Raw genomic sequence first — 15,930 nt, 5'->3', positions numbered from 1 at the left:
CTCCGATCACCGCAGTCGGTTACTCAGAGCGCGCTTGAACAAGATGACGCGCTCATTCTCATCTACAGTCACGATGTTTTCTGGCTTCTGTGCTGATCGCCAAGCCTCAAGCGAACGAAGCGCCGCTTCGGTGGCGGGATAAGCCGGGTTGATAACAAAGCTGATCTCAAACACATCGACTTCGAGCAGGGTACGCTCGATGTTGCCGTCCTCATCCTCACGCCACTGCTGGTCGAGCACGCGAAAGCCGAAAGACATCCTGAGATCGCCGTCCTTGAGGGCGTCCAACTGGGCAGGGGTGAACCGCGCGGTGTCGAGATCAAACGCCAGCCCGTGGTCATCCTCTGTGAGGGTCAGCTTGCCCGAGGCGGTGGAACCTAGCGGGGAGTCATCACGATGCGCCCACAGGGCGTGGATGTTGGTCTCACCAGCCGCTGCGATTTCAAGCGAGCGCTTGAACGCGCCGGGGTTGATGCGCTCCACGAACCCGCCGAGGTCATAGCTGTTCGAGTTGAACACGGCAGCGTACCCAGTGGCGCGGCCTTCGTTGTCATCGCTCTTGGCGCGGATTTTCAGCCCAGTGAGGGCGAAGTTACGGGTCTCGGTGGTCATGCGGCGTCCTCAGGTTGATCGGTGGTGGTGTCGGGTTCGGGGTCGGGTTCCGGCTCTGGTGCCGGTGGTGTAGGTTCGGGCTTGGGCGCTGCCGCGTCCTCCAGCGGGATCGTCGCGCCTTGAATGTAGAGGCGGTCACCGCCGTCCATCGGAGGCAGGTTTTCGTAGGCGCGGGCTTCATTAGGGGTCATCAGCGCGGAGTTGACGGCCTTCTGTAAGCCTTCCATGCGCGCGGCGAAGTCACCACGAAGTAGACCGGACATCGAGAACTCAACATATCCGGTTGCATTGCGCGGCCCGAACAACTTGGCGTTAAACTCCTGTTCAATGGCCTCAATGATCGGGTGCAACGTCTGCTGTGCGAAAGACAGGTTCTGTTGCTCGACGTTTGAATACGTCCCGTTGGTCAAGTCGTGCAGGATCGCAGGTGCGACGTTAAAGATGCGGCTTGTCTCACTGATCATGAACTTGCGAAGTTCGATCAGTTGAGACTTGGAGGGATCGAGGCCTACGGCCTTGAGATCGTGGCCGGTGGGTACAACCAAGACGTTGCTCTTGTCGCGAGCGCTCGCGCGCACGGCCTTGGCGATGTCATTCGAGGCGCGTTCACTTGCGGCCGGGGAGATCGCGCCGGGGGTGGTCAGCATGAGAGGCGGCACGCCACCTGATGCGAACAACTTGCCCGCGTATTGCTGGCAAGCGACCATGAGGGCGATGGCGTCCCGGTTCGAGTGGATCGGATCGTAGTGACCGATCGCGTCCGATGTCGGCAGAGTGACGATATCGATCACGTTCGCGGCGTCATAGGTGACGCTGCCGCTCTTGAGTTCGTAAACGTAGGTGCGCTTGATCTGGTCCCCGGCAAGGCGCTGCTCGATCGTCAGCTTGGAAGGGTCCAGCGGCATGATGGAGAGCACGCGATTGGCCTTGTTGCGCGAGATCAGCGCGGTGGCACGACCCTTGAGCAACAGACGCGAGACCAGCCAACGTAGAAATGCGGATGACGTTTGATAGTCGTTAGGCCGATCATGGATGAGGTAGTAAAGTGGGTTGCGCGTGTCCTTTTCGGCACCATCATCAGTGCGCTTGTAAAGATGAAATGGCAGCGCGGCGATTGTACCCGCGATAACGTTCACGGCCTGCCAGATGGATGTGACGCCCAGCGCCTTCTCTTCCGTGACACTATCGCCCGTGATAGTGGGTAGGCGCGAGAAGAACTCATTATACGCCTCCGGATCACTCAGTGATACGGTGGGGTCTTCTAGGGATCGCGTCTCGTTGCGCGCAAATAGGTTGAACATGCGTGTATTTATCTGCGGGATGCAGATGCATGCGCCGGGTGCGCAGTTGATTGTCAGGTCAAAGCCTAGAAATCGAGAAGGCCGGGTCCTCCCATGGACTGACCGGCGCTACCTGATTGCCATCGCGAACCTTGAGCCCCAGCGCCATGGCGAGTGCTTGAGCACCGTCGATCTTGAAGCGGGACTTGCTCTTGTCCAATTTACGGTTTCCGGCTTCATCCATTTTGACGAGCGCGTTCATCACGCACATCGTCAGCAGCGGGCCACCATCGTGGACCAGCGCCTTGGTGATGATGCTTTCCTCAAAGGCCATCACAGCCGGGCTCATGTCTTTGTAACCCTGACCCCAGCCGACCAGCCTAAGACCGCCGTGCAGCTTATCATCATCGGACGCGGCAAGGCCGATTTCATCGAAGTGGCCGAGGAGTTCGCGGGTGCCATAACGGTCGTACGCAAGCCCGCGCACATCATATAGCTGGCACAGTTCGGCGATCTTGATCGCCACCGATCGTGGAGTGATCATGACGCCGGGGCAGGCTTCTAGTCGGCCTTGTTGAGCGTATAGATCATACCTCACGCCATCGCGCTTGGTATGGTCGCTGATGAGGTCAGACGGTTTCCAGAACCATGCGCGGCAGCGCGCCTCGGGTCCAGCGCTGACCATGACCAGCGCGGTCAAGTCATCCCTGAAGGACATGTCGAGCCCGAGATAGACCGGTTCGCGCTCTGTGAACTCCACCGCATCAGCACGGCAGCCTTTCCAAGCCGCCTGACTGATCAGGGTGGTGTATGGATTGACGCGCTGGTTGAGGTAGCGGCGTCGGAAATTGGCCTCTTTGGAGGGCAGGCGCGCGGCTTCCTCGGCCGCAACCCGGATCGGTTCAATCGACTTCCACGTCAGGCAAGCGGGGTTGGCCTTGATCCACTGTGCCTCATCGAGGAGGTCGCACTCCTCATCCGCCGCGTGGAGGTGCACCACTAGGCTTTCGTCAACCTTGTTTCCGTCATCGTCACGCCGCAGACCATCGTCGATCATCAGGCTGAGGGGATGTTGAGGGTCGTTGTTCTGCGTGCTAATCGCAATCGCGAGTGGGTCGCGAATGGTCTGCTGACTGTCAAAGATGGTGTTCCACAATTCGTCAGTTTTGGATTCCCCCAACTCGTCGTAAACAAAGAACTGGGCATGCAATCCGTGCTTGGTCGATGTTTCAGCCGAAAGGGCTTTGTAGACCGATCCGCGCCCCTTTACGGTGCTGGACATCACCATGATGGTCTTGGTGGAGTTCACGACCTTGAGAACCTTGGCAAGGCCGGGGCTCATTTCGATCATCTTGCGGCAGATATTGAATATAACCGACGCCTGTTCGCGATCGTTCGCGCATGAATAGATTTGGCTGTTGGGCTGCGCCTCTGGGCCGACAAGATGAGCGAGCAAGAGACCCGCGACGAGGTAGCTCTTTCCCACCTTGCGCGCGACTGACAGAACGGCTCTGCGGACAAGACGCGAGCCTTCGGCACTGTGCGGTTCGTAGATATCCCGGATGAACTCGGCCATCCACGGGTCGATGCGCAGGCGCGTTCCCGCAAGCGCGCCGTCTACGATGGGCAGCAATTCGAGGAAGGCAATGACGCGGTCGGCGCGCCCGGTGTCGCGTTCGATAAGATGGTCGGCGAACATCAGTTCATCAGACCTTTGAACGAGTCCTCCTCCGTGCCCTGCGGTGCGCTGTTGATGGACTGACGGGCGATCGGGTCGAGCCCCAGACGCTGCCCCAAGGTCGCGATCAGCCGGGCTTGGTCGGCCTGAAGTTTGTAGGCGGGATGGATGACCTGCTGACCGGTGGAGCCGGTGCCGATCGGCTCGAAGTTCTTGTCGCTGATCAGGCGTGTGGCGGTCTGGTGAGCAGCCACGGCCTCGCAATAGGCTGCCAGAAGGGCGGAATCGCACGCGGTGTAGACATCCGCAGGCATGGCACCGATGAGCCGGGTCCAGACCTTGCGCGCGGCGCTGGTCATGGTGGTGGGGCGCGAGGGCACGCCAGAGGGCTGCGGTTCGGCCTTGTTTAGGGCGCGCTTACCGGGGTTTCCTGCGAGTTTCTTGATAGCGGTGGGTGTTGCGGTGCGGGGCATCGCAGGTATTTATCCAACCATCAGACTATTAAGCTGTTGCGAGACAGCGCATGTCGATCAACAGAAAAAGTGATTTATCAGCTATTTGCGTAGGCAATCAAAGCGAGGCGCATGTTTTATCGATCACACTTGCTTCTTTTGTTCAAGTTCGAGACAAAAGGTTGAGGACGACTCAGTTCTCTTACAGGGGAGAAATATCGTGTCTGTACGGGCTTTAGTAAGTGCGGCCTTGGTGATCAGCATGGCGTCCAGTCCAGCAATCGCGCAAAACCCACTAACCTCTATCGGCAGTGGCATGGCCGTTTCCAGCGTTATCAGCAGCTTTCGCGATGCTGTGTCGAGCTTGATAGATAATACCGATGATGCGGTAAGCGCTAACACCTTTAGGACGAGACAACACCTACAGATACTTCTTGGCCAAGTGAATGCAATGGCTCAAGGAACGTTGGATAAAACGTTCAGTCAACTCACCGCTGCCGAGCAACAGGTATTCAAGGATGTGGGTAATCAGATATATCAGTTGCAGAGCTTAGAAAAAGTAACGGCTCAAGATGTCAGGAAAACAACATACGCAGTGTCATCATCCCTCGATAAGTTGCCCTTTGTTAAGGGTACGCCTATGGTGATGGAGTACGCCCCAGTATACGTCATTTCAAAAACAAATGCAGACAAGGGCGCTGTCGCGATCACGATCCAAGGCAGTAGCCTCGGTACTGGTGAAGCTCAATATACCGTAGCTGGTAAACCATGCCAGAAGACAACACAGATTACGACATCAATCACCTTTAACTGCCCTGCGTCGCTATTCACGGCCACATCGGAGGTTACGCCGATTGTTGGAGAGCTTACGGTGCCACGCACGCTCACGTGGTGGGAGACTATCAAAGGATGGTTCGGTAACGTTGCAGCACCGACAAAGTACACCTTGGCAGTGAATGTGATCCCAACACGACTTGGTGAGTACACCGTCAAAGCCGTGGTTTCCACCCAAGTCGTAAGCACTCAAGACCGAGCACAGGAGTTTAAAGATGGCAACGGCCATTGCAAGGGGGATCGCACGAAATTGTTCGAATTTAACAGCACAGGACCTGAATGGAACATCTATTCTAATTCGGTGCGTGCTGTTTGTGATAGCTCTAAGAGCTCTCGCTGTCTTGGTATCCAAAACTTAACCAGCCAGAGCTTTGGCTACATGAGCAAGATCGCTAATCATGGGTCTTGCGGGCCCTTCTATAAAGATGCACGGGGCACCGTTTGGGGTACTGCGTATTGGACGGAGTACAAGACCACCGATGGTACAGCACAGCAGGATGCAGCCAGCGGTGAGTTAAACTGGGCCAAGTCGGTGATGGTTAAGCTTCCGGATAATGTGAAATCTGTATCGATCTCTGTAAAGCAGATCGACGGGGCAGAGCCGATCGTCATCGACGGAGATTCTACATCGCCTTGGTTTTCAACCGAGTTCCAGAAAGATACCAAGCTTCTCATAATCAAGCCTAAGAAGTTAACGGAAGCTCTGGGAGCGTAGTAGGAAGGCTCTCCGATCACTTCGCGTCTCGGCACTGGATCGGTGCAAACCGGGCGACCGCGACGCGACCCTCGCGCTGGGATCGCCCTCGGCGCGAGTTTCATCTAAAAATAACCTGCTGAAATGCGGCGTCGCGTGCGTGAGGGGGCGGCCGGTTTCCGCGACGCGCCTCATCGTGATCGACCCACCCCCTGCCGGGCCGTGGTGACCACGATAACCGGTCTGTGCCGGTACCCGATCGGTCAGTGAGCGCTCGTCCGATCGGGATGGGGTGAGCAACCCCGTTGAATGTATTTAGTCAACGGTGGCGGGTGACGGGTCAGGTCGGAAAAGTTTATGCGCTTGCAAGCGGCTGCATGCAGTGCTGATAGACGCGATGCGCTAGTGCACTAAGAAGGTATCATCGATGGAAGGCTTGCTCATCTTATCGCTCATCATCAGCTTAATTTTGCTGATCTGGTTTGTCTCGACGATGAACAACGTAGTCAGGGAACTCCGCATTCAGAATCGACAACAAGCACTACTGTTAGCTTACAAGAAGGCTGAGAGTTCCGTTAGCTTTGGCAAGCACCTAGAGGCCGACTTTGAACACTTCTACGCCATGAAGCGTCACAAGATTTTTGATCAATGATGTCACGCGTCAGGATCGTCGCTGCCTCGAATCAGTGAGTCCCGCTTTAAGGCACCCTGACTGACGGCTTGCCTTTGATCGAGCAAACTTCCAAAGGTGAACAGAAGGTTAAGGGGAAAGCATCAATGAAGGGGTTTGTATTCGTAGTGGCTGCGCTGACGGCGAGCTTTGTAGCGGCACCCGCAAGAGCGGCCATCTATGATCTATCGGCAACGGGAACTGTGACCGGCGCTCAGTTGGCGATCAATAGTGCCTTCACACCTGCACCGACCGGTAAGTTCAAGGTTGGCGACGCGTTCAATCTGAAGATGCGCTTCGATGCAGACAAGGCGATACTCACCAGCTTGTACGACGCGGACCCGACAATTAATATCTACTGGCTCCCGGATATGCTGACAACGATTACGTCCGGCACCTATACGTCCTCCTACAAGGCGCGCTTCGATATCAGTAGCTCCGTTCAGTTCTGGAACGATCACAATGTTGTCGGAAAGACAGACTCCCAATCTTTCAGATCATCTAATTACGACTTCAATGGACCAACTCCATACGATCTCGGCGGCGGATTAAACTTCGAAACAGTCGGCTTGAATGCTTTCGATTGGTCAGCGCTTTTACGTTCGAGTGACATGATTAGCCAACTCAACGGGACATCCGCCGCATTCAATTCCAATTCGATGCAATACACCTACAGCACCGGGGCGGTCCCCGGTTCGAATGCAGTGAGGCCAGTTGTGCTGGTTGACATAGGCAACGTCTCTTGGTCGCTTAATCCCGTCAGTGCAGTGCCTGAACCTAGTACGTGGGCGATGATGATCATCGGTTTTGGGGCGATTGGGTTTGCGAAGCGCCGTCAAAGGAAGGTCGTGACCGGCCTAACTTACGCGAGTTAAGAGAACATCGGCCAGTCACTCCGATGCGTTGGGGTGACTGGGATCGATCGGGTAACCATCAAGATTACAGGCACCATCCCAGCCGCCATTCTCCTCGCGCTGCTTGACCCTTGAGTGACAGGGTGAGCACAACGGTTGCAGGTCACCAGCGAACAACTCTGGATCACCACGGTGGGGGATGATGTGGTCAGCCACCGTGGCTGCGGTCACACGGCCAAGGCGCGCACAGTAGCGGCACAGGGGCTCTGCCCTCAGCAGCGCGGCACGCCGAGTGCGCCACGCCTTGCAGTTGTACAGCTTACGGTAGGCGCGCGCCTCGTCGCTGCGATCGTCGCGCCGGTAACTCACGCGCCTCCCGGTAGACCGGGCAGGATTGTGGGCTTGGCCTCGTTGATCCAGCTTTTGACCTGATCGAACGATAGCTGACCAGAGGTGTAGTGAAGGTGGGCATAGTCGCAAAGCTTATCGGCCAGAGCGCGGAGGGCGCGCTCAAGCACCTTGGGTGAGGTCACGTTGGTCCAAGTGGCGATCTCGTTGCCGATCATGATGGCGATGTCATCGCGGTCGAGGGGCGTGTTCATTGTGAATCCTTGAGGGCGCGGGCAACCGCACGCGCGGTGAATGCTGCCAGCCAGCCGGTGACAGAAAAGGTGGAGGCCGCGACGGTACCAAGCGCCACATCCAAGGGCAGGGGCACCAGCGGCATGAGCGCCACGGCAGTGCAGCCAGTCAGCACCAGACCGTTGGCGTAGGCGATGGCGCGCAACACGTCATTGGTCATCGCCGATCTCCAGCAGCATCGCTGCAAAGCGGCCTTGTACGCGTTGGAAATCGAGGATGTAGGCTTCGGTCGCGGAATCGTAGAACCGACCATATCCCCGCTCCTGTAGCAGAAAATGAAAGTCATCGTGCTGTTCGGGTAGTAGCGCCACGCGGCCATCAACTACGTCGAGAAACCACAGTTTTGCTCCCAACGATAGGGTGGCATCGTCATCGTAAAGGTGGGGAAAGTTGCTCATGTGGTTATTTATCCACGAAGTGCAGCCTTACTGCCCAGATGGGTATACCGAGGTCCGTGAGACGGCCACGGGCCACCTCAGAGCGGTAGAAGGCATCTGACGGGCAGCCATCTGCCAGCCACTGGGATAGGCGTTGTGAGTAGGGCGTACGGGGTGCTGTGAGTGTCATCCAATACTTAGTTAGGCCAACCCGAACCGCGCCAGCCACGCTGCCACCACCTGAAGGCGATCCTCGGGCACACCCGTGACCGTCACCTTGGCGGCTTGAAGATCATACCGGCGCGATGGATCAACGGGGTAGTCGGGATCGCTGTAGATATCGGTTTCACCTTGCTGTTCATCCATAGTCCGGGCTTACAAGATCGTGTCCCGCCAAATCAATAAACTTCGGAATGCTCATAAAAGGTGGTAGTGATACTTGGATGAGGAAACACTCTATTGCTCATAATAGGTGGTAGTCGCGTTTTCTCGTTGACGATACTATAACGTCGAGACATATGGCGCTCATCGAGGAGTACGAACGATGGGCAAGAAGGTAACGACACGCGCTGAGGCAGTACGCGTGGCATATTTTATCGCGGAGAAGATGGGGTCCAAGAGCGTCGATGGTGCCAAGGCCAAGTTCTCAGAAAAGTGGGATGGCAAGTGGCGTAAGACTACCTACGAGATCGAACATCCTGACTTCTCGATCTACGCTACGCGCACCAAGCATTCACGGGACCAGCGCATTCGGGACGCTTACAACAGCGTGGATGGTCTGCTGGCTTTCGCTATATGGGCTGCGCGCAACTTCCCAGCGTCAGTGACGTGGATCGATGAGTTGCGCGATCCCGCGCTGGTACGCGGCACGATGGATGCGCGAGCGCGCAAGGAGATCGTGCTGCCGCCGCGCCTTGGGCTGGTGCCGTTGTCGAAGGCGCTGCACGCGCTGGACTACTACGCTTGATGCGCCGGTCGCATATTCAAATTCATGAGCACAGAAAGAGTATTTCGAGATGAAGAATGGTCATGTCGCGCCGGTCGAAACGCTTTACCACATGGAGCGAGCCGAAGCATTTGAAGATGGGTATTACCAGTGCGTCGGCATCATGCCAAACAGTGGTGTAGGCAGGCTGCTCACCATGTTGGACCGCGCTCTGGCTGATGGTCTCGACGAGGAGATCGGTAAGCTGGTGCTACTTGGGGGCTTCGCGCGCGCTGGTCTGGCAGAGAAGCTTGCTGCCCAGTTCGATGGGATCGATGACGTTTGGCTGCCTGCCTGCGTGAAGAAGCAGGCGCATGAGCATCGCGCACATCTATGCCACCTTGGGTGAGGACTGGCTCCGCAATATGAACGCTCACATCTTGGAGGCGCGCGGGGTGGTGCTGGCTCCCGCGCCACCAGCCGAAAAAATGAAAACGGGTAGGCGTGTTTTCAAATTCATGAGGCGAGGTTTATCACTTGAACGCCCTTAGAGCGCCGTTGCAGAGCGCCTTACGGGCATCGAGGCCGTGAACGCCGCCGTTGATGCGCTTGGTCAGCTTGGTGAGTTCCCAGCCGTCGCACAGGCTCCACAGGCCGTTGTGGGTGAAGAACCATGCTGCGGCATCAAAACCGCCCTGATCGGTCTCAAGATAGGCTATGACTTCTTCAAGGGTCATACCCAAGGCTTTCGCAAATGCCTTGTAGTTGTCCATCCCGGTAAGCTGGATGAAGCCTCGGCCGCGTGTCAGCCAACCATGGCCAGACGCCTCATCACCGCAGCCGTTACGACCCGCGTATACGCGATTGGCGATCTTTTCGGGTTGCCGGGCGTAAAGCGTGGCGGTGGTTTTGGTGAAACGCTTCGGCCATGTCGCGAGGAGGCCAGCCGCCGAGTAGTTGAGGTTCTCGACCCGCGCGGTGAACCCGGCACTTTCGTGGTAACATTGAGCCAACCAGCACGCCAAGCGCCGGGTGGTGTTGATCTCATACCGCTCGATCGCCGGGGTACTTGCCTCAAGGATCATGCTGCGAGTTGCGGGTTTGAGACGCGGGAACGCTGCTGAGAGCGTGTTATCATTAAGTTCCATTCATGAACTTATGCGCGCGTGCGAAGTGGATGAGCCGCTGCTAGAAGTAACTCCTTGCTAACTCCTTCGGAGTTAGCCCTCTGAAATGAAGACGTTAGCCAATATGGCGCACGGCTATGACCTGCTGAACGCCACCTTAATCGATCTTGTGGTCATCCGACTATTTCCAGCCATCTCCGGGGTGGAGGCGGCTGCTACATTTGTGGGCGCGCTGCTGGTGATCTGGGGATGGCGAGTGCTCGCACGGGTGACGGCCTAAGCGCGGCTTTCGCGTTCGGCCCTTCTCATATTCAAATTCACGTGCCGCGCCGCCCCGTCGAGCCGCCCAGTGCCTCGCTGCGCTCGCCCCCGTCGCATAATTGGATCAATTTTCCGGTCAATGACCGGCACCATAATGGATTCGATGACATATGTGGTCTTTGGGACCACCACTTATGAGTTGATGGGGCGCAAGCCACATCTCTATTAGAGCTCACATGACACATCTAATCACGGCCACCATAATGGCGATCAATGAACGGGGTCGTGAGACCGCATCTTATGGCCTAGAAGGCCTTCGGGCCTTCTCTGTTATAGAAGTCATGACAACCTTAATCATGTCGAATTTAACGGCTATCTGAGAAAAGGCGTCGTAAGACAACTGCTTCTTAAATGAGAGCCCGATGAGACAGCGGCGAAGCCGATGGATCGAAGGGCACTTCTCTATTAATAAGATGTGTGTCTTTCGACCCATTGCTAATAACTTTTCTAATAGAGAAGTTAGGTACCGGTGACCCATCCACGAAAGCGGTCCGTATCCAACGCGTAGCGGCACTGCATGACGCACTTGGCGTGCTTGCCGTTCTTGTCATTGTAGCTTTCTGGGAGTGGCTTGCCAGCCGCGTCACAGGTGGACCAAGCGGGCAACTGGATCGGCGTCTCGTCATCGACCCATATGACCGCTGTCGCGTTGGTATCACCCGCCGTCACTGCTGCCGTATCCACCAGCATCATCTGCTTTTCATGTCGCAGGGTGCCTTCGCCATAAATCTTGGTCACGAGTAGGCCACCTTGCAACGCGTTCACCTCCATGGTGACGCAAGCGGTCTCGATCATCGCGGCGTATTCCGGACTGATGGGGTAGACCTGACCCGGAGACCATTTACCCTCCTTCATCGCGCCCTTCTTCTGCTGAGCCTTTTTACTCACCTTGCGCAAGTCTGCCGGTGGCATCAGCGAGACCCGTCCGGACCAGTCAACTTGATCGAGCTTCCGAAAGTCAACATCGGCCGCGCTCGCCCACGCCTTGATGTTGACGCCATACCTGTTTGGCTGCCCCTTAACGGGCTTACCGTTGTCCCAGTTGTCCCAGATGCTAACCTCGATCAACTCAGGCGCGAGCGGCATAGGGTGGGTCTTGCGCTTGGTTGGTTTGATGTGGTCCATCATCAGCCAATCTTGAAGCTCCGCCATCATGGCCGGGTCAGCTTGGGCTATGCCTATAACGGTCTGGTAGGCTTCGCTCATCAAGGCGCGAGGTGACGGCTTACGAACCGGCTCGGGATCGCGACCAGTGTCGATAAAGCGTAGTTCGTGATGGTCGTTCTTAAAGTACATGTCTTATCTCCATAGTTGGCAAGATTGTGTCTCTGTAGAGAAGTCGATTGAGGCCGATCCATATCATTCGACCGAGCCGTTTATTTTTTGAACCGGGACCTTCGCCCCGGCTCACTTTCCTGTTTTTGGGGTTACGTATCTTTAAGATCAGTTCGTCAGGTCGTTGATATGGCTCGTGTTCGTGAACGCCGTGCCGTTGCACCGAAGCCATTCGTCCCGCCATGCGAGCGCGGCTTCAAGATCATAGAAAGTTGGACTGTTGATTGTTCGTCCATTGCGACCGATGCGGCAGTAGTACCGGGTATGACCGCGCGGCGTCTTGCTGATCACGATCAACTTGTGACCAGACTTGGCGAATCCGACGCGGTTCTGGAGGTTCTCACTGCGAGAGCACGGACGAAGGTTGCACCACCGGTTATCGCCGCGATCCCCGTTGATGTGATCCATGTCAGATGGTGGCCAGTCACCGGTCATCCAGAAGTACGCCACACGATGAGCCGCTACCTTATGACCGAAGATGCCGACGTAAGTATACCTAGTCCGCTTGTTGTAGTTGCCAAGTCGATCACCAGCCTTCCTGTTGGCTGTATCCCTGATTAGAGTGAAGTCTCCTGTTTCTGGATCATAGTGGACCAGCGAGAGGAGTTGCTCGTGCGATATGTCGCGCTTGTAAGCCGCGCGGGTGCTTTCAACATGTCTTAACATGTTGTATTTACTAAATTTAGAAAATCATACCGTTTTAAAGGCTATTTTGTGCCGAAAACAAGAAACCCCACCGGCGCTGACCAGTGGGGTTTCTCTGTAAGACATCTATACGGGATCGAGAGAAAGCAACCAAAGGGGAGTTAAGCTAACTTTCAGTAGTATTTATACCCCGGATGAAACCACCGTTCAATAAATGATTAGGGCCCGATCGTCACTTCCACGATCGAGCCCAGACAAGCGAGATATCAAGCGTTGAAGCCATTCAACGCGTGATCCTTGTACAGGATCGACGATGGCGAATGCAAAATTGAAATGAGGAAGTTGGGCGGTGGCGAATGGTCGCGTAAACTCCACCACTCGCGCGCCATGTAGCAACGCCACCCTACTGATCAACCCTCGCGCCCGTAATTCTTTCGTGAGCGATATTGAAATATGCCGCATCCTGTTCGATGCCGATGAACTGGCGTCCTGCCGCAATGGACGCGACACCAGTGGTGCCGCTGCCCATGCAGTTGTCGAGTACCACGTCGCCGGGGTTGGTGAAGGTCTCGATCAGGTACCGCATCAGCGCTACCGGCTTCTGTGTTGGATGCGCCCCGCGTTCGATGTCAAAGCGCAGCACCGATCTGGGGCACCGCGTACCGTTGTTGACGGTGATCGTCTCTTCGGTCTGCTTGCCGTAATTCTTCGACTGTACCGATCCACGCCGCACCGTGTAGGGCGTTCCAGCAGTCATCTGCGGGTTGTACGTGGGCAGCCGCTTGTAAAATACCAAGATGGACTCGTGTGACTTCAGCGGCATTTTCTTGGCGTTCAAGAATCCGGTGCTGGCGTTCTTTTCCCAGATGAGTTCGTACCTGAAGTCGCGGTAGTTACTCGCCACCAACATCGATGTAAATGGCTGCTGTGCTGTAAGGATTATGGGTGCGCTCGGCTTGGCGACACGCCGATACTGTGCCCACAAAGGTTCAAACGGAATGAGGACATCCCAGCCGTTCTTCGTGGTGGCGTAGGGGAGGTCACAGATGATCGCATCAACGCTGGCATCGGGGATGGTGGGCAGAACGTCTAGGCAGTTGCCGTGGTGTAGGGAAAGGGGTTGCACCCGGTATTTAGCCGCCTGCACCGCCATACTGGCATGCCGTACGATTCCGGATTGACCGCCGTACTGGTATGCCGTAGTTCGATCTCATGCAGACCGTGATCGAGACAAACGCCTTTCTCGCATCAGCCAGCAAAGCTGGAATCTCGGATGATGAGCGCGCCCAACTGGTGGACTATATCGCTGCCGACCCCACGGTGGGCGCGATCATGCAGGGGTGCGGAGGCGCGCGTAAGGTGCGGGTTGCAGCAACAGGTGGCGGTAAGTCGGGCGGGTTCCGGGTCATCACCTTCTACGGTGGTGGTGACATCCCGGTGTTCCTGCTGACCGTCTACCCAAAGACGATGAAAGAAAGTCTGACAGACAAGGAGAAGAACATACTCGCTACGATCACCAAGGAGATCAAGGCAACCTATGGGCGAAGGTAAGCGCCCGCTTGTAACCCCCGAGCGAGGGATATCGCTCAGGAACGGGAAAAGTAACTTATGACTGAATCAGCGTTTGACCTGATCCGTGCAGGTTTAGAGGACGCCCTCGCATATGCGCAGGGTGACACTAGCCGTGGCCGTGTGGCCGCGCCCAACGTCAAGGCTATCCGCGCCAAGACCAAGCTATCTCAGCCCAACTTCGCCAAGACGTACCACATCCCGCTTGGTACCCTTCGAGATTGGGAGCAGGAGCGCCGCATGCCAGACGCTGGATCGCGTACGCTCTTGAGCATGATCGAGGCCGACCCGGAGGCAGTGACCAAGATCATGCAGAAGATCAGCGGGTAGCCCATGACGCGTCTTGACGCGTGATGACGATAAAGCTTGCGCATGACGCCTTCTGATGATAGACCTTAGTCGTCAGGAGCAATCACGATGATTGATGAGATTCGCATATCGGTGCCGCCCGAACTCGTCCGCCTCATCCGGTCGGGCGCTGTGGATGAGACAAGCCGGGTATCCTTGGAAGCCCGCCGTGGGTGGGTGATCAATGGGCGGCCCTTGGCTGAGTTCTCTGCCGGTAGCGTTGTCCACGAGCACTTCGATATCGATGTGGGCGAGTTCGTACCTCCGCGTCCACCTGAGCAGCCACGTCCAGTAGAGCCCCAGCCAGCCCGCATTGGTCAAGCGCGGGTGCTGACCGTTGAGCAGGTCTGTGACCTGCTACAAATATCACCCTCCACTCTGTTGCGCCTTCGCCGCAATCCAGACTTCCCCAAACCGCTTGAGGTCGGTGGGCGCGGGATACGTTGGGCAAGCGATGGCATCGACGCTTGGGTGGCACGTCCTAAGGCGTAGCTGACCCGCGCCGCGTCCAGCCGCGACCATCGGGTCGCCCTAAGAATCTAAATCACAGTTCAGAACAACCCGCGTCTGCGGGGCAATCCCGCGCGCCTGTCGGAGACACACAAATGAGCGATATCGAATGGACAGAAAGGACGTGGAACCCGATTGGTGGTTGTTCAAGGATCAGTGCTGGTTGTGACCACTGTTATGCGATCGTGATGGCAAACCGTCTCAAGTCCACCGTACAGAAGTACGAGGGAACAGTTGTCGAGGATGATGGGCGGATCGACTGGACCGGTAAGATCGGTCGGGCGGACGACAAGGAGTTCTTCCGCCCCGTGAACCTGAAGAAGCCTACAATCTGGTTCGTCAACTCGATGTCGGATATGTTCCACGAGAACGTCGCGGACGCCGATCTCATCGAGATGTTCAGAGTGATGCAGAACACCTCGCGCCATCGCTATCAAATTCTGACCAAGCGCCCCAGTCGCATGGCACTAAAGACCAAGGAACTTGGTCTCGTTTGGACCCCGAACATGTGGGCAGGCGTCACGATCGAGGAGGACAAGTACGCAAGGCCTCGTCTTCGTGAGTTGCTCAAGGTCCCGGCATCCGTGCGCTTCGTATCTGCCGAACCATTGCTTTCGGCCTTGCCCAACCTCGATGTGGCCGCGATCGATTGGCTCATCAGCGGCGGCGAGAGTGGCGTTGCGCGCACCGTGCGGCCATCGAACCCGGACTGGCACCGTGACCTTCGCGATCGATGCCGCGCTGTGGGTACGCCTTTTTTCTTCAAGCAATGGGGAGCGTTCGGCGCTACCGGCGCGCGCGCCCGATCGAAGAAAAACACAGGCTCGCTGCTTGAGGGCGAGATCGTTCAGCAAATGCCGTCAGACGTGTATGACGCGATCGACAACCCACGCCCGAACTGGACCCGCATTGAGGCTCGCACCCGGTGCTCGGTACCCGATGAGCCCGCGTCTTGGTTGGACCTTTGTGTCTCGACATCATCGCCAACGCCTGACGATCACGATGATGCATGGCTGCGGTTGGCGGGAGTTTGATCACTTGTTAAGAAGCGTTTTCC

General features: G+C 56.6%; 23 protein-coding genes. 10 read left to right on the top strand and 13 right to left on the bottom strand.

Translation table 11 applies throughout. From position 1 onward, the window contains the following. Nucleotides 1-6 precede the first annotated feature (6 nt). Genes HNO88_RS13665 through HNO88_RS13650 form a run of 4 tightly spaced genes read right to left on the bottom strand, consistent with a single transcriptional unit; the run spans nucleotide 7 to nucleotide 4,043 of the window. Nucleotides 7-612: an HK97 family phage prohead protease gene (locus tag HNO88_RS13665; RefSeq protein WP_184246380.1), complete on the bottom strand. Its 606-nt coding sequence runs from the start codon at nucleotides 610-612 to the stop codon at nucleotides 7-9. Next, nucleotides 609-1,913 carry a phage portal protein gene (locus HNO88_RS13660; RefSeq protein WP_184246377.1) on the bottom strand — a complete coding sequence of 435 codons (1,305 nt, stop codon included), beginning with the start codon at nucleotides 1,911-1,913 and terminating at the stop codon, nucleotides 609-611. The genes HNO88_RS13665 and HNO88_RS13660 overlap by 4 nt, the downstream gene beginning before the upstream one ends. Nucleotides 1,914-1,971: 58 nt before the next feature. After that, nucleotides 1,972-3,591, bottom strand: coding sequence for a terminase large subunit (locus HNO88_RS13655; protein WP_184246374.1), 1,620 nt, complete (start codon nucleotides 3,589-3,591; stop codon nucleotides 1,972-1,974). Further along, the gene (locus HNO88_RS13650) at nucleotides 3,591-4,043 is read right to left on the bottom strand and encodes a phage terminase small subunit P27 family (protein WP_184246371.1); all 453 of its coding nucleotides are present in this window, start codon (nucleotides 4,041-4,043) and stop codon (nucleotides 3,591-3,593) included. Before HNO88_RS13650 ends, HNO88_RS13655 begins: the two co-directional genes overlap by 1 nt. Nucleotides 4,044-4,242: 199 nt before the next feature. Between HNO88_RS13650 and HNO88_RS13645 the strand changes: the two genes are divergently transcribed. The 3 genes from HNO88_RS13645 (at nucleotide 4,243) to HNO88_RS13635 (ending at nucleotide 7,095) form a co-directional block, all read left to right on the top strand. Beyond that, nucleotides 4,243-5,571 (top strand): hypothetical protein, encoded by a 1,329-nt coding sequence (locus HNO88_RS13645; protein WP_184246368.1) that lies wholly within the window; start codon nucleotides 4,243-4,245, stop codon nucleotides 5,569-5,571. A 406-nt stretch (nucleotides 5,572-5,977) separates the two neighbouring features. Further along, complete coding sequence (locus HNO88_RS13640) at nucleotides 5,978-6,202, top strand: hypothetical protein (protein WP_184246365.1); 225 nt, start codon at nucleotides 5,978-5,980, stop codon at nucleotides 6,200-6,202. A 74-nt stretch (nucleotides 6,203-6,276) separates the two neighbouring features. Then, entirely contained in the window at nucleotides 6,277-7,095 is an 819-nt protein-coding gene (locus HNO88_RS13635; RefSeq protein WP_246381749.1) for a PEPxxWA-CTERM sorting domain-containing protein, read from the top strand. A gap of 15 nt (nucleotides 7,096-7,110) precedes the next feature. On the opposite strand, the gene HNO88_RS13630 is transcribed toward HNO88_RS13635, so the two are convergent. The 5 genes from HNO88_RS13630 to HNO88_RS13610 form a co-directional block, all read right to left on the bottom strand. Then, on the bottom strand, nucleotides 7,111-7,443 hold the full coding sequence (locus HNO88_RS13630; protein ID WP_221420015.1) for an HNH endonuclease: 333 nt from the start codon (nucleotides 7,441-7,443) through the stop codon (nucleotides 7,111-7,113). After that, complete coding sequence (locus tag HNO88_RS13625; RefSeq protein ID WP_184246456.1) at nucleotides 7,440-7,676, bottom strand: hypothetical protein; 237 nt, start codon at nucleotides 7,674-7,676, stop codon at nucleotides 7,440-7,442. Before HNO88_RS13625 ends, HNO88_RS13630 begins: the two co-directional genes overlap by 4 nt. Beyond that, nucleotides 7,673-7,876 carry a hypothetical protein gene (locus tag HNO88_RS13620; RefSeq protein WP_184246362.1) on the bottom strand — a complete coding sequence of 68 codons (204 nt, stop codon included), beginning with the start codon at nucleotides 7,874-7,876 and terminating at the stop codon, nucleotides 7,673-7,675. The genes HNO88_RS13625 and HNO88_RS13620 overlap by 4 nt, the downstream gene beginning before the upstream one ends. Then, nucleotides 7,866-8,114: a hypothetical protein gene (locus HNO88_RS13615; RefSeq protein ID WP_184246359.1), complete on the bottom strand. Its 249-nt coding sequence runs from the start codon at nucleotides 8,112-8,114 to the stop codon at nucleotides 7,866-7,868. Before HNO88_RS13615 ends, HNO88_RS13620 begins: the two co-directional genes overlap by 11 nt. A 180-nt stretch (nucleotides 8,115-8,294) precedes the next feature. Continuing rightward, on the bottom strand, nucleotides 8,295-8,459 hold the full coding sequence (locus HNO88_RS13610) for a hypothetical protein (RefSeq protein WP_184246356.1): 165 nt from the start codon (nucleotides 8,457-8,459) through the stop codon (nucleotides 8,295-8,297). A gap of 178 nt (nucleotides 8,460-8,637) precedes the next feature. Here HNO88_RS13610 and HNO88_RS13605 point away from each other — a divergent pair, with 178 nt between their 5' ends. Beyond that, a complete protein-coding gene (locus tag HNO88_RS13605) occupies nucleotides 8,638-9,060 on the top strand; it encodes a hypothetical protein (protein ID WP_184246353.1) in 423 nt (140 codons plus the stop codon). A gap of 49 nt (nucleotides 9,061-9,109) precedes the next feature. Beyond that, nucleotides 9,110-9,427 (top strand): hypothetical protein, encoded by a 318-nt coding sequence (locus HNO88_RS13600; protein ID WP_184246350.1) that lies wholly within the window; start codon nucleotides 9,110-9,112, stop codon nucleotides 9,425-9,427. 124 nt (nucleotides 9,428-9,551) lie between these two features. Here the strand turns inward: HNO88_RS13600 and HNO88_RS13595 are convergent, their stop codons facing one another. Beyond that, a complete protein-coding gene (locus tag HNO88_RS13595) occupies nucleotides 9,552-10,166 on the bottom strand; it encodes a glycoside hydrolase family 19 protein (protein WP_184246347.1) in 615 nt (204 codons plus the stop codon). Nucleotides 10,167-10,251: 85 nt separating this feature from the next. On the opposite strand from HNO88_RS13595, the gene HNO88_RS13590 reads away from it, so the two are divergent. Next, the gene (locus HNO88_RS13590; RefSeq protein ID WP_184246344.1) at nucleotides 10,252-10,425 is read left to right on the top strand and encodes a hypothetical protein; all 174 of its coding nucleotides are present in this window, start codon (nucleotides 10,252-10,254) and stop codon (nucleotides 10,423-10,425) included. 500 nt (nucleotides 10,426-10,925) lie between these two features. On the opposite strand, the gene HNO88_RS13585 is transcribed toward HNO88_RS13590, so the two are convergent. The 3 genes from HNO88_RS13585 to HNO88_RS13575 all read right to left on the bottom strand — a co-directional run bounded on the left by HNO88_RS13585 (nucleotide 10,926) and on the right by HNO88_RS13575 (nucleotide 13,599). Then, nucleotides 10,926-11,762, bottom strand: a complete 837-nt coding sequence (locus HNO88_RS13585) for a hypothetical protein (RefSeq protein WP_184246341.1) — start codon at nucleotides 11,760-11,762, stop codon at nucleotides 10,926-10,928. 147 nt (nucleotides 11,763-11,909) lie between these two features. Continuing rightward, entirely contained in the window at nucleotides 11,910-12,467 is a 558-nt protein-coding gene (locus tag HNO88_RS22685; RefSeq protein ID WP_184246337.1) for an HNH endonuclease signature motif containing protein, read from the bottom strand. A 382-nt stretch (nucleotides 12,468-12,849) separates the two neighbouring features. Further along, nucleotides 12,850-13,599 (bottom strand): DNA-methyltransferase, encoded by a 750-nt coding sequence (locus HNO88_RS13575; RefSeq protein ID WP_184246334.1) that lies wholly within the window; start codon nucleotides 13,597-13,599, stop codon nucleotides 12,850-12,852. Between the two features lie 59 nt (nucleotides 13,600-13,658). On the opposite strand from HNO88_RS13575, the gene HNO88_RS13570 reads away from it, so the two are divergent. The 4 genes from HNO88_RS13570 (at nucleotide 13,659) to HNO88_RS13555 (ending at nucleotide 15,907) form a co-directional block, all read left to right on the top strand. Continuing rightward, the gene (locus tag HNO88_RS13570) at nucleotides 13,659-13,997 is read left to right on the top strand and encodes a type II toxin-antitoxin system RelE/ParE family toxin (protein ID WP_184246331.1); all 339 of its coding nucleotides are present in this window, start codon (nucleotides 13,659-13,661) and stop codon (nucleotides 13,995-13,997) included. A gap of 57 nt (nucleotides 13,998-14,054) precedes the next feature. After that, complete coding sequence (locus HNO88_RS13565) at nucleotides 14,055-14,345, top strand: helix-turn-helix domain-containing protein (RefSeq protein ID WP_184246327.1); 291 nt, start codon at nucleotides 14,055-14,057, stop codon at nucleotides 14,343-14,345. 87 nt (nucleotides 14,346-14,432) lie between these two features. Next, a complete protein-coding gene (locus HNO88_RS23030) occupies nucleotides 14,433-14,855 on the top strand; it encodes a helix-turn-helix transcriptional regulator (RefSeq protein WP_184246324.1) in 423 nt (140 codons plus the stop codon). Nucleotides 14,856-14,968: 113 nt separating this feature from the next. Continuing rightward, nucleotides 14,969-15,907, top strand: a complete 939-nt coding sequence (locus HNO88_RS13555) for a phage Gp37/Gp68 family protein (protein ID WP_184246321.1) — start codon at nucleotides 14,969-14,971, stop codon at nucleotides 15,905-15,907. Nucleotides 15,908-15,930 lie beyond the last annotated feature (23 nt).

This window comes from Novosphingobium chloroacetimidivorans, assembly GCF_014204535.1.
In the GTDB taxonomy this organism is placed as follows: Bacteria; Pseudomonadota; Alphaproteobacteria; order Sphingomonadales; family Sphingomonadaceae; genus Novosphingobium; species Novosphingobium chloroacetimidivorans.
This window is presented reverse-complemented; position numbering and strand designations above follow the sequence as displayed.

Coding starts and splice junctions, on each gene's coding strand:
- HNO88_RS13640 (WP_184246365.1), top strand. CDS start 5,978: ATGGAAGGCTTGCTCATCTTATCGCTCATCATCAGCTTAATTTTGCTG.
- HNO88_RS13555 (WP_184246321.1), top strand. CDS start 14,969: ATGAGCGATATCGAATGGACAGAAAGGACGTGGAACCCGATTGGTGGT.
- HNO88_RS13575 (WP_184246334.1), bottom strand. CDS start 13,599: ATGGCGGTGCAGGCGGCTAAATACCGGGTGCAACCCCTTTCCCTACAC.
- HNO88_RS13615 (WP_184246359.1), bottom strand. CDS start 8,114: ATGAGCAACTTTCCCCACCTTTACGATGACGATGCCACCCTATCGTTG.
- HNO88_RS13570 (WP_184246331.1), top strand. CDS start 13,659: ATGCAGACCGTGATCGAGACAAACGCCTTTCTCGCATCAGCCAGCAAA.
- HNO88_RS13585 (WP_184246341.1), bottom strand. CDS start 11,762: ATGTACTTTAAGAACGACCATCACGAACTACGCTTTATCGACACTGGT.
- HNO88_RS13600 (WP_184246350.1), top strand. CDS start 9,110: ATGAAGAATGGTCATGTCGCGCCGGTCGAAACGCTTTACCACATGGAG.
- HNO88_RS22685 (WP_184246337.1), bottom strand. CDS start 12,467: ATGTTAAGACATGTTGAAAGCACCCGCGCGGCTTACAAGCGCGACATA.
- HNO88_RS13665 (WP_184246380.1), bottom strand. CDS start 612: ATGACCACCGAGACCCGTAACTTCGCCCTCACTGGGCTGAAAATCCGC.
- HNO88_RS13565 (WP_184246327.1), top strand. CDS start 14,055: ATGACTGAATCAGCGTTTGACCTGATCCGTGCAGGTTTAGAGGACGCC.
- HNO88_RS13660 (WP_184246377.1), bottom strand. CDS start 1,913: ATGTTCAACCTATTTGCGCGCAACGAGACGCGATCCCTAGAAGACCCC.
- HNO88_RS13595 (WP_184246347.1), bottom strand. CDS start 10,166: ATGGAACTTAATGATAACACGCTCTCAGCAGCGTTCCCGCGTCTCAAA.
- HNO88_RS13625 (WP_184246456.1), bottom strand. CDS start 7,676: ATGAACACGCCCCTCGACCGCGATGACATCGCCATCATGATCGGCAAC.
- HNO88_RS13650 (WP_184246371.1), bottom strand. CDS start 4,043: ATGCCCCGCACCGCAACACCCACCGCTATCAAGAAACTCGCAGGAAAC.
- HNO88_RS13590 (WP_184246344.1), top strand. CDS start 10,252: ATGAAGACGTTAGCCAATATGGCGCACGGCTATGACCTGCTGAACGCC.
- HNO88_RS13610 (WP_184246356.1), bottom strand. CDS start 8,459: ATGGATGAACAGCAAGGTGAAACCGATATCTACAGCGATCCCGACTAC.
- HNO88_RS13655 (WP_184246374.1), bottom strand. CDS start 3,591: ATGTTCGCCGACCATCTTATCGAACGCGACACCGGGCGCGCCGACCGC.
- HNO88_RS13605 (WP_184246353.1), top strand. CDS start 8,638: ATGGGCAAGAAGGTAACGACACGCGCTGAGGCAGTACGCGTGGCATAT.
- HNO88_RS13620 (WP_184246362.1), bottom strand. CDS start 7,876: ATGACCAATGACGTGTTGCGCGCCATCGCCTACGCCAACGGTCTGGTG.
- HNO88_RS23030 (WP_184246324.1), top strand. CDS start 14,433: ATGATTGATGAGATTCGCATATCGGTGCCGCCCGAACTCGTCCGCCTC.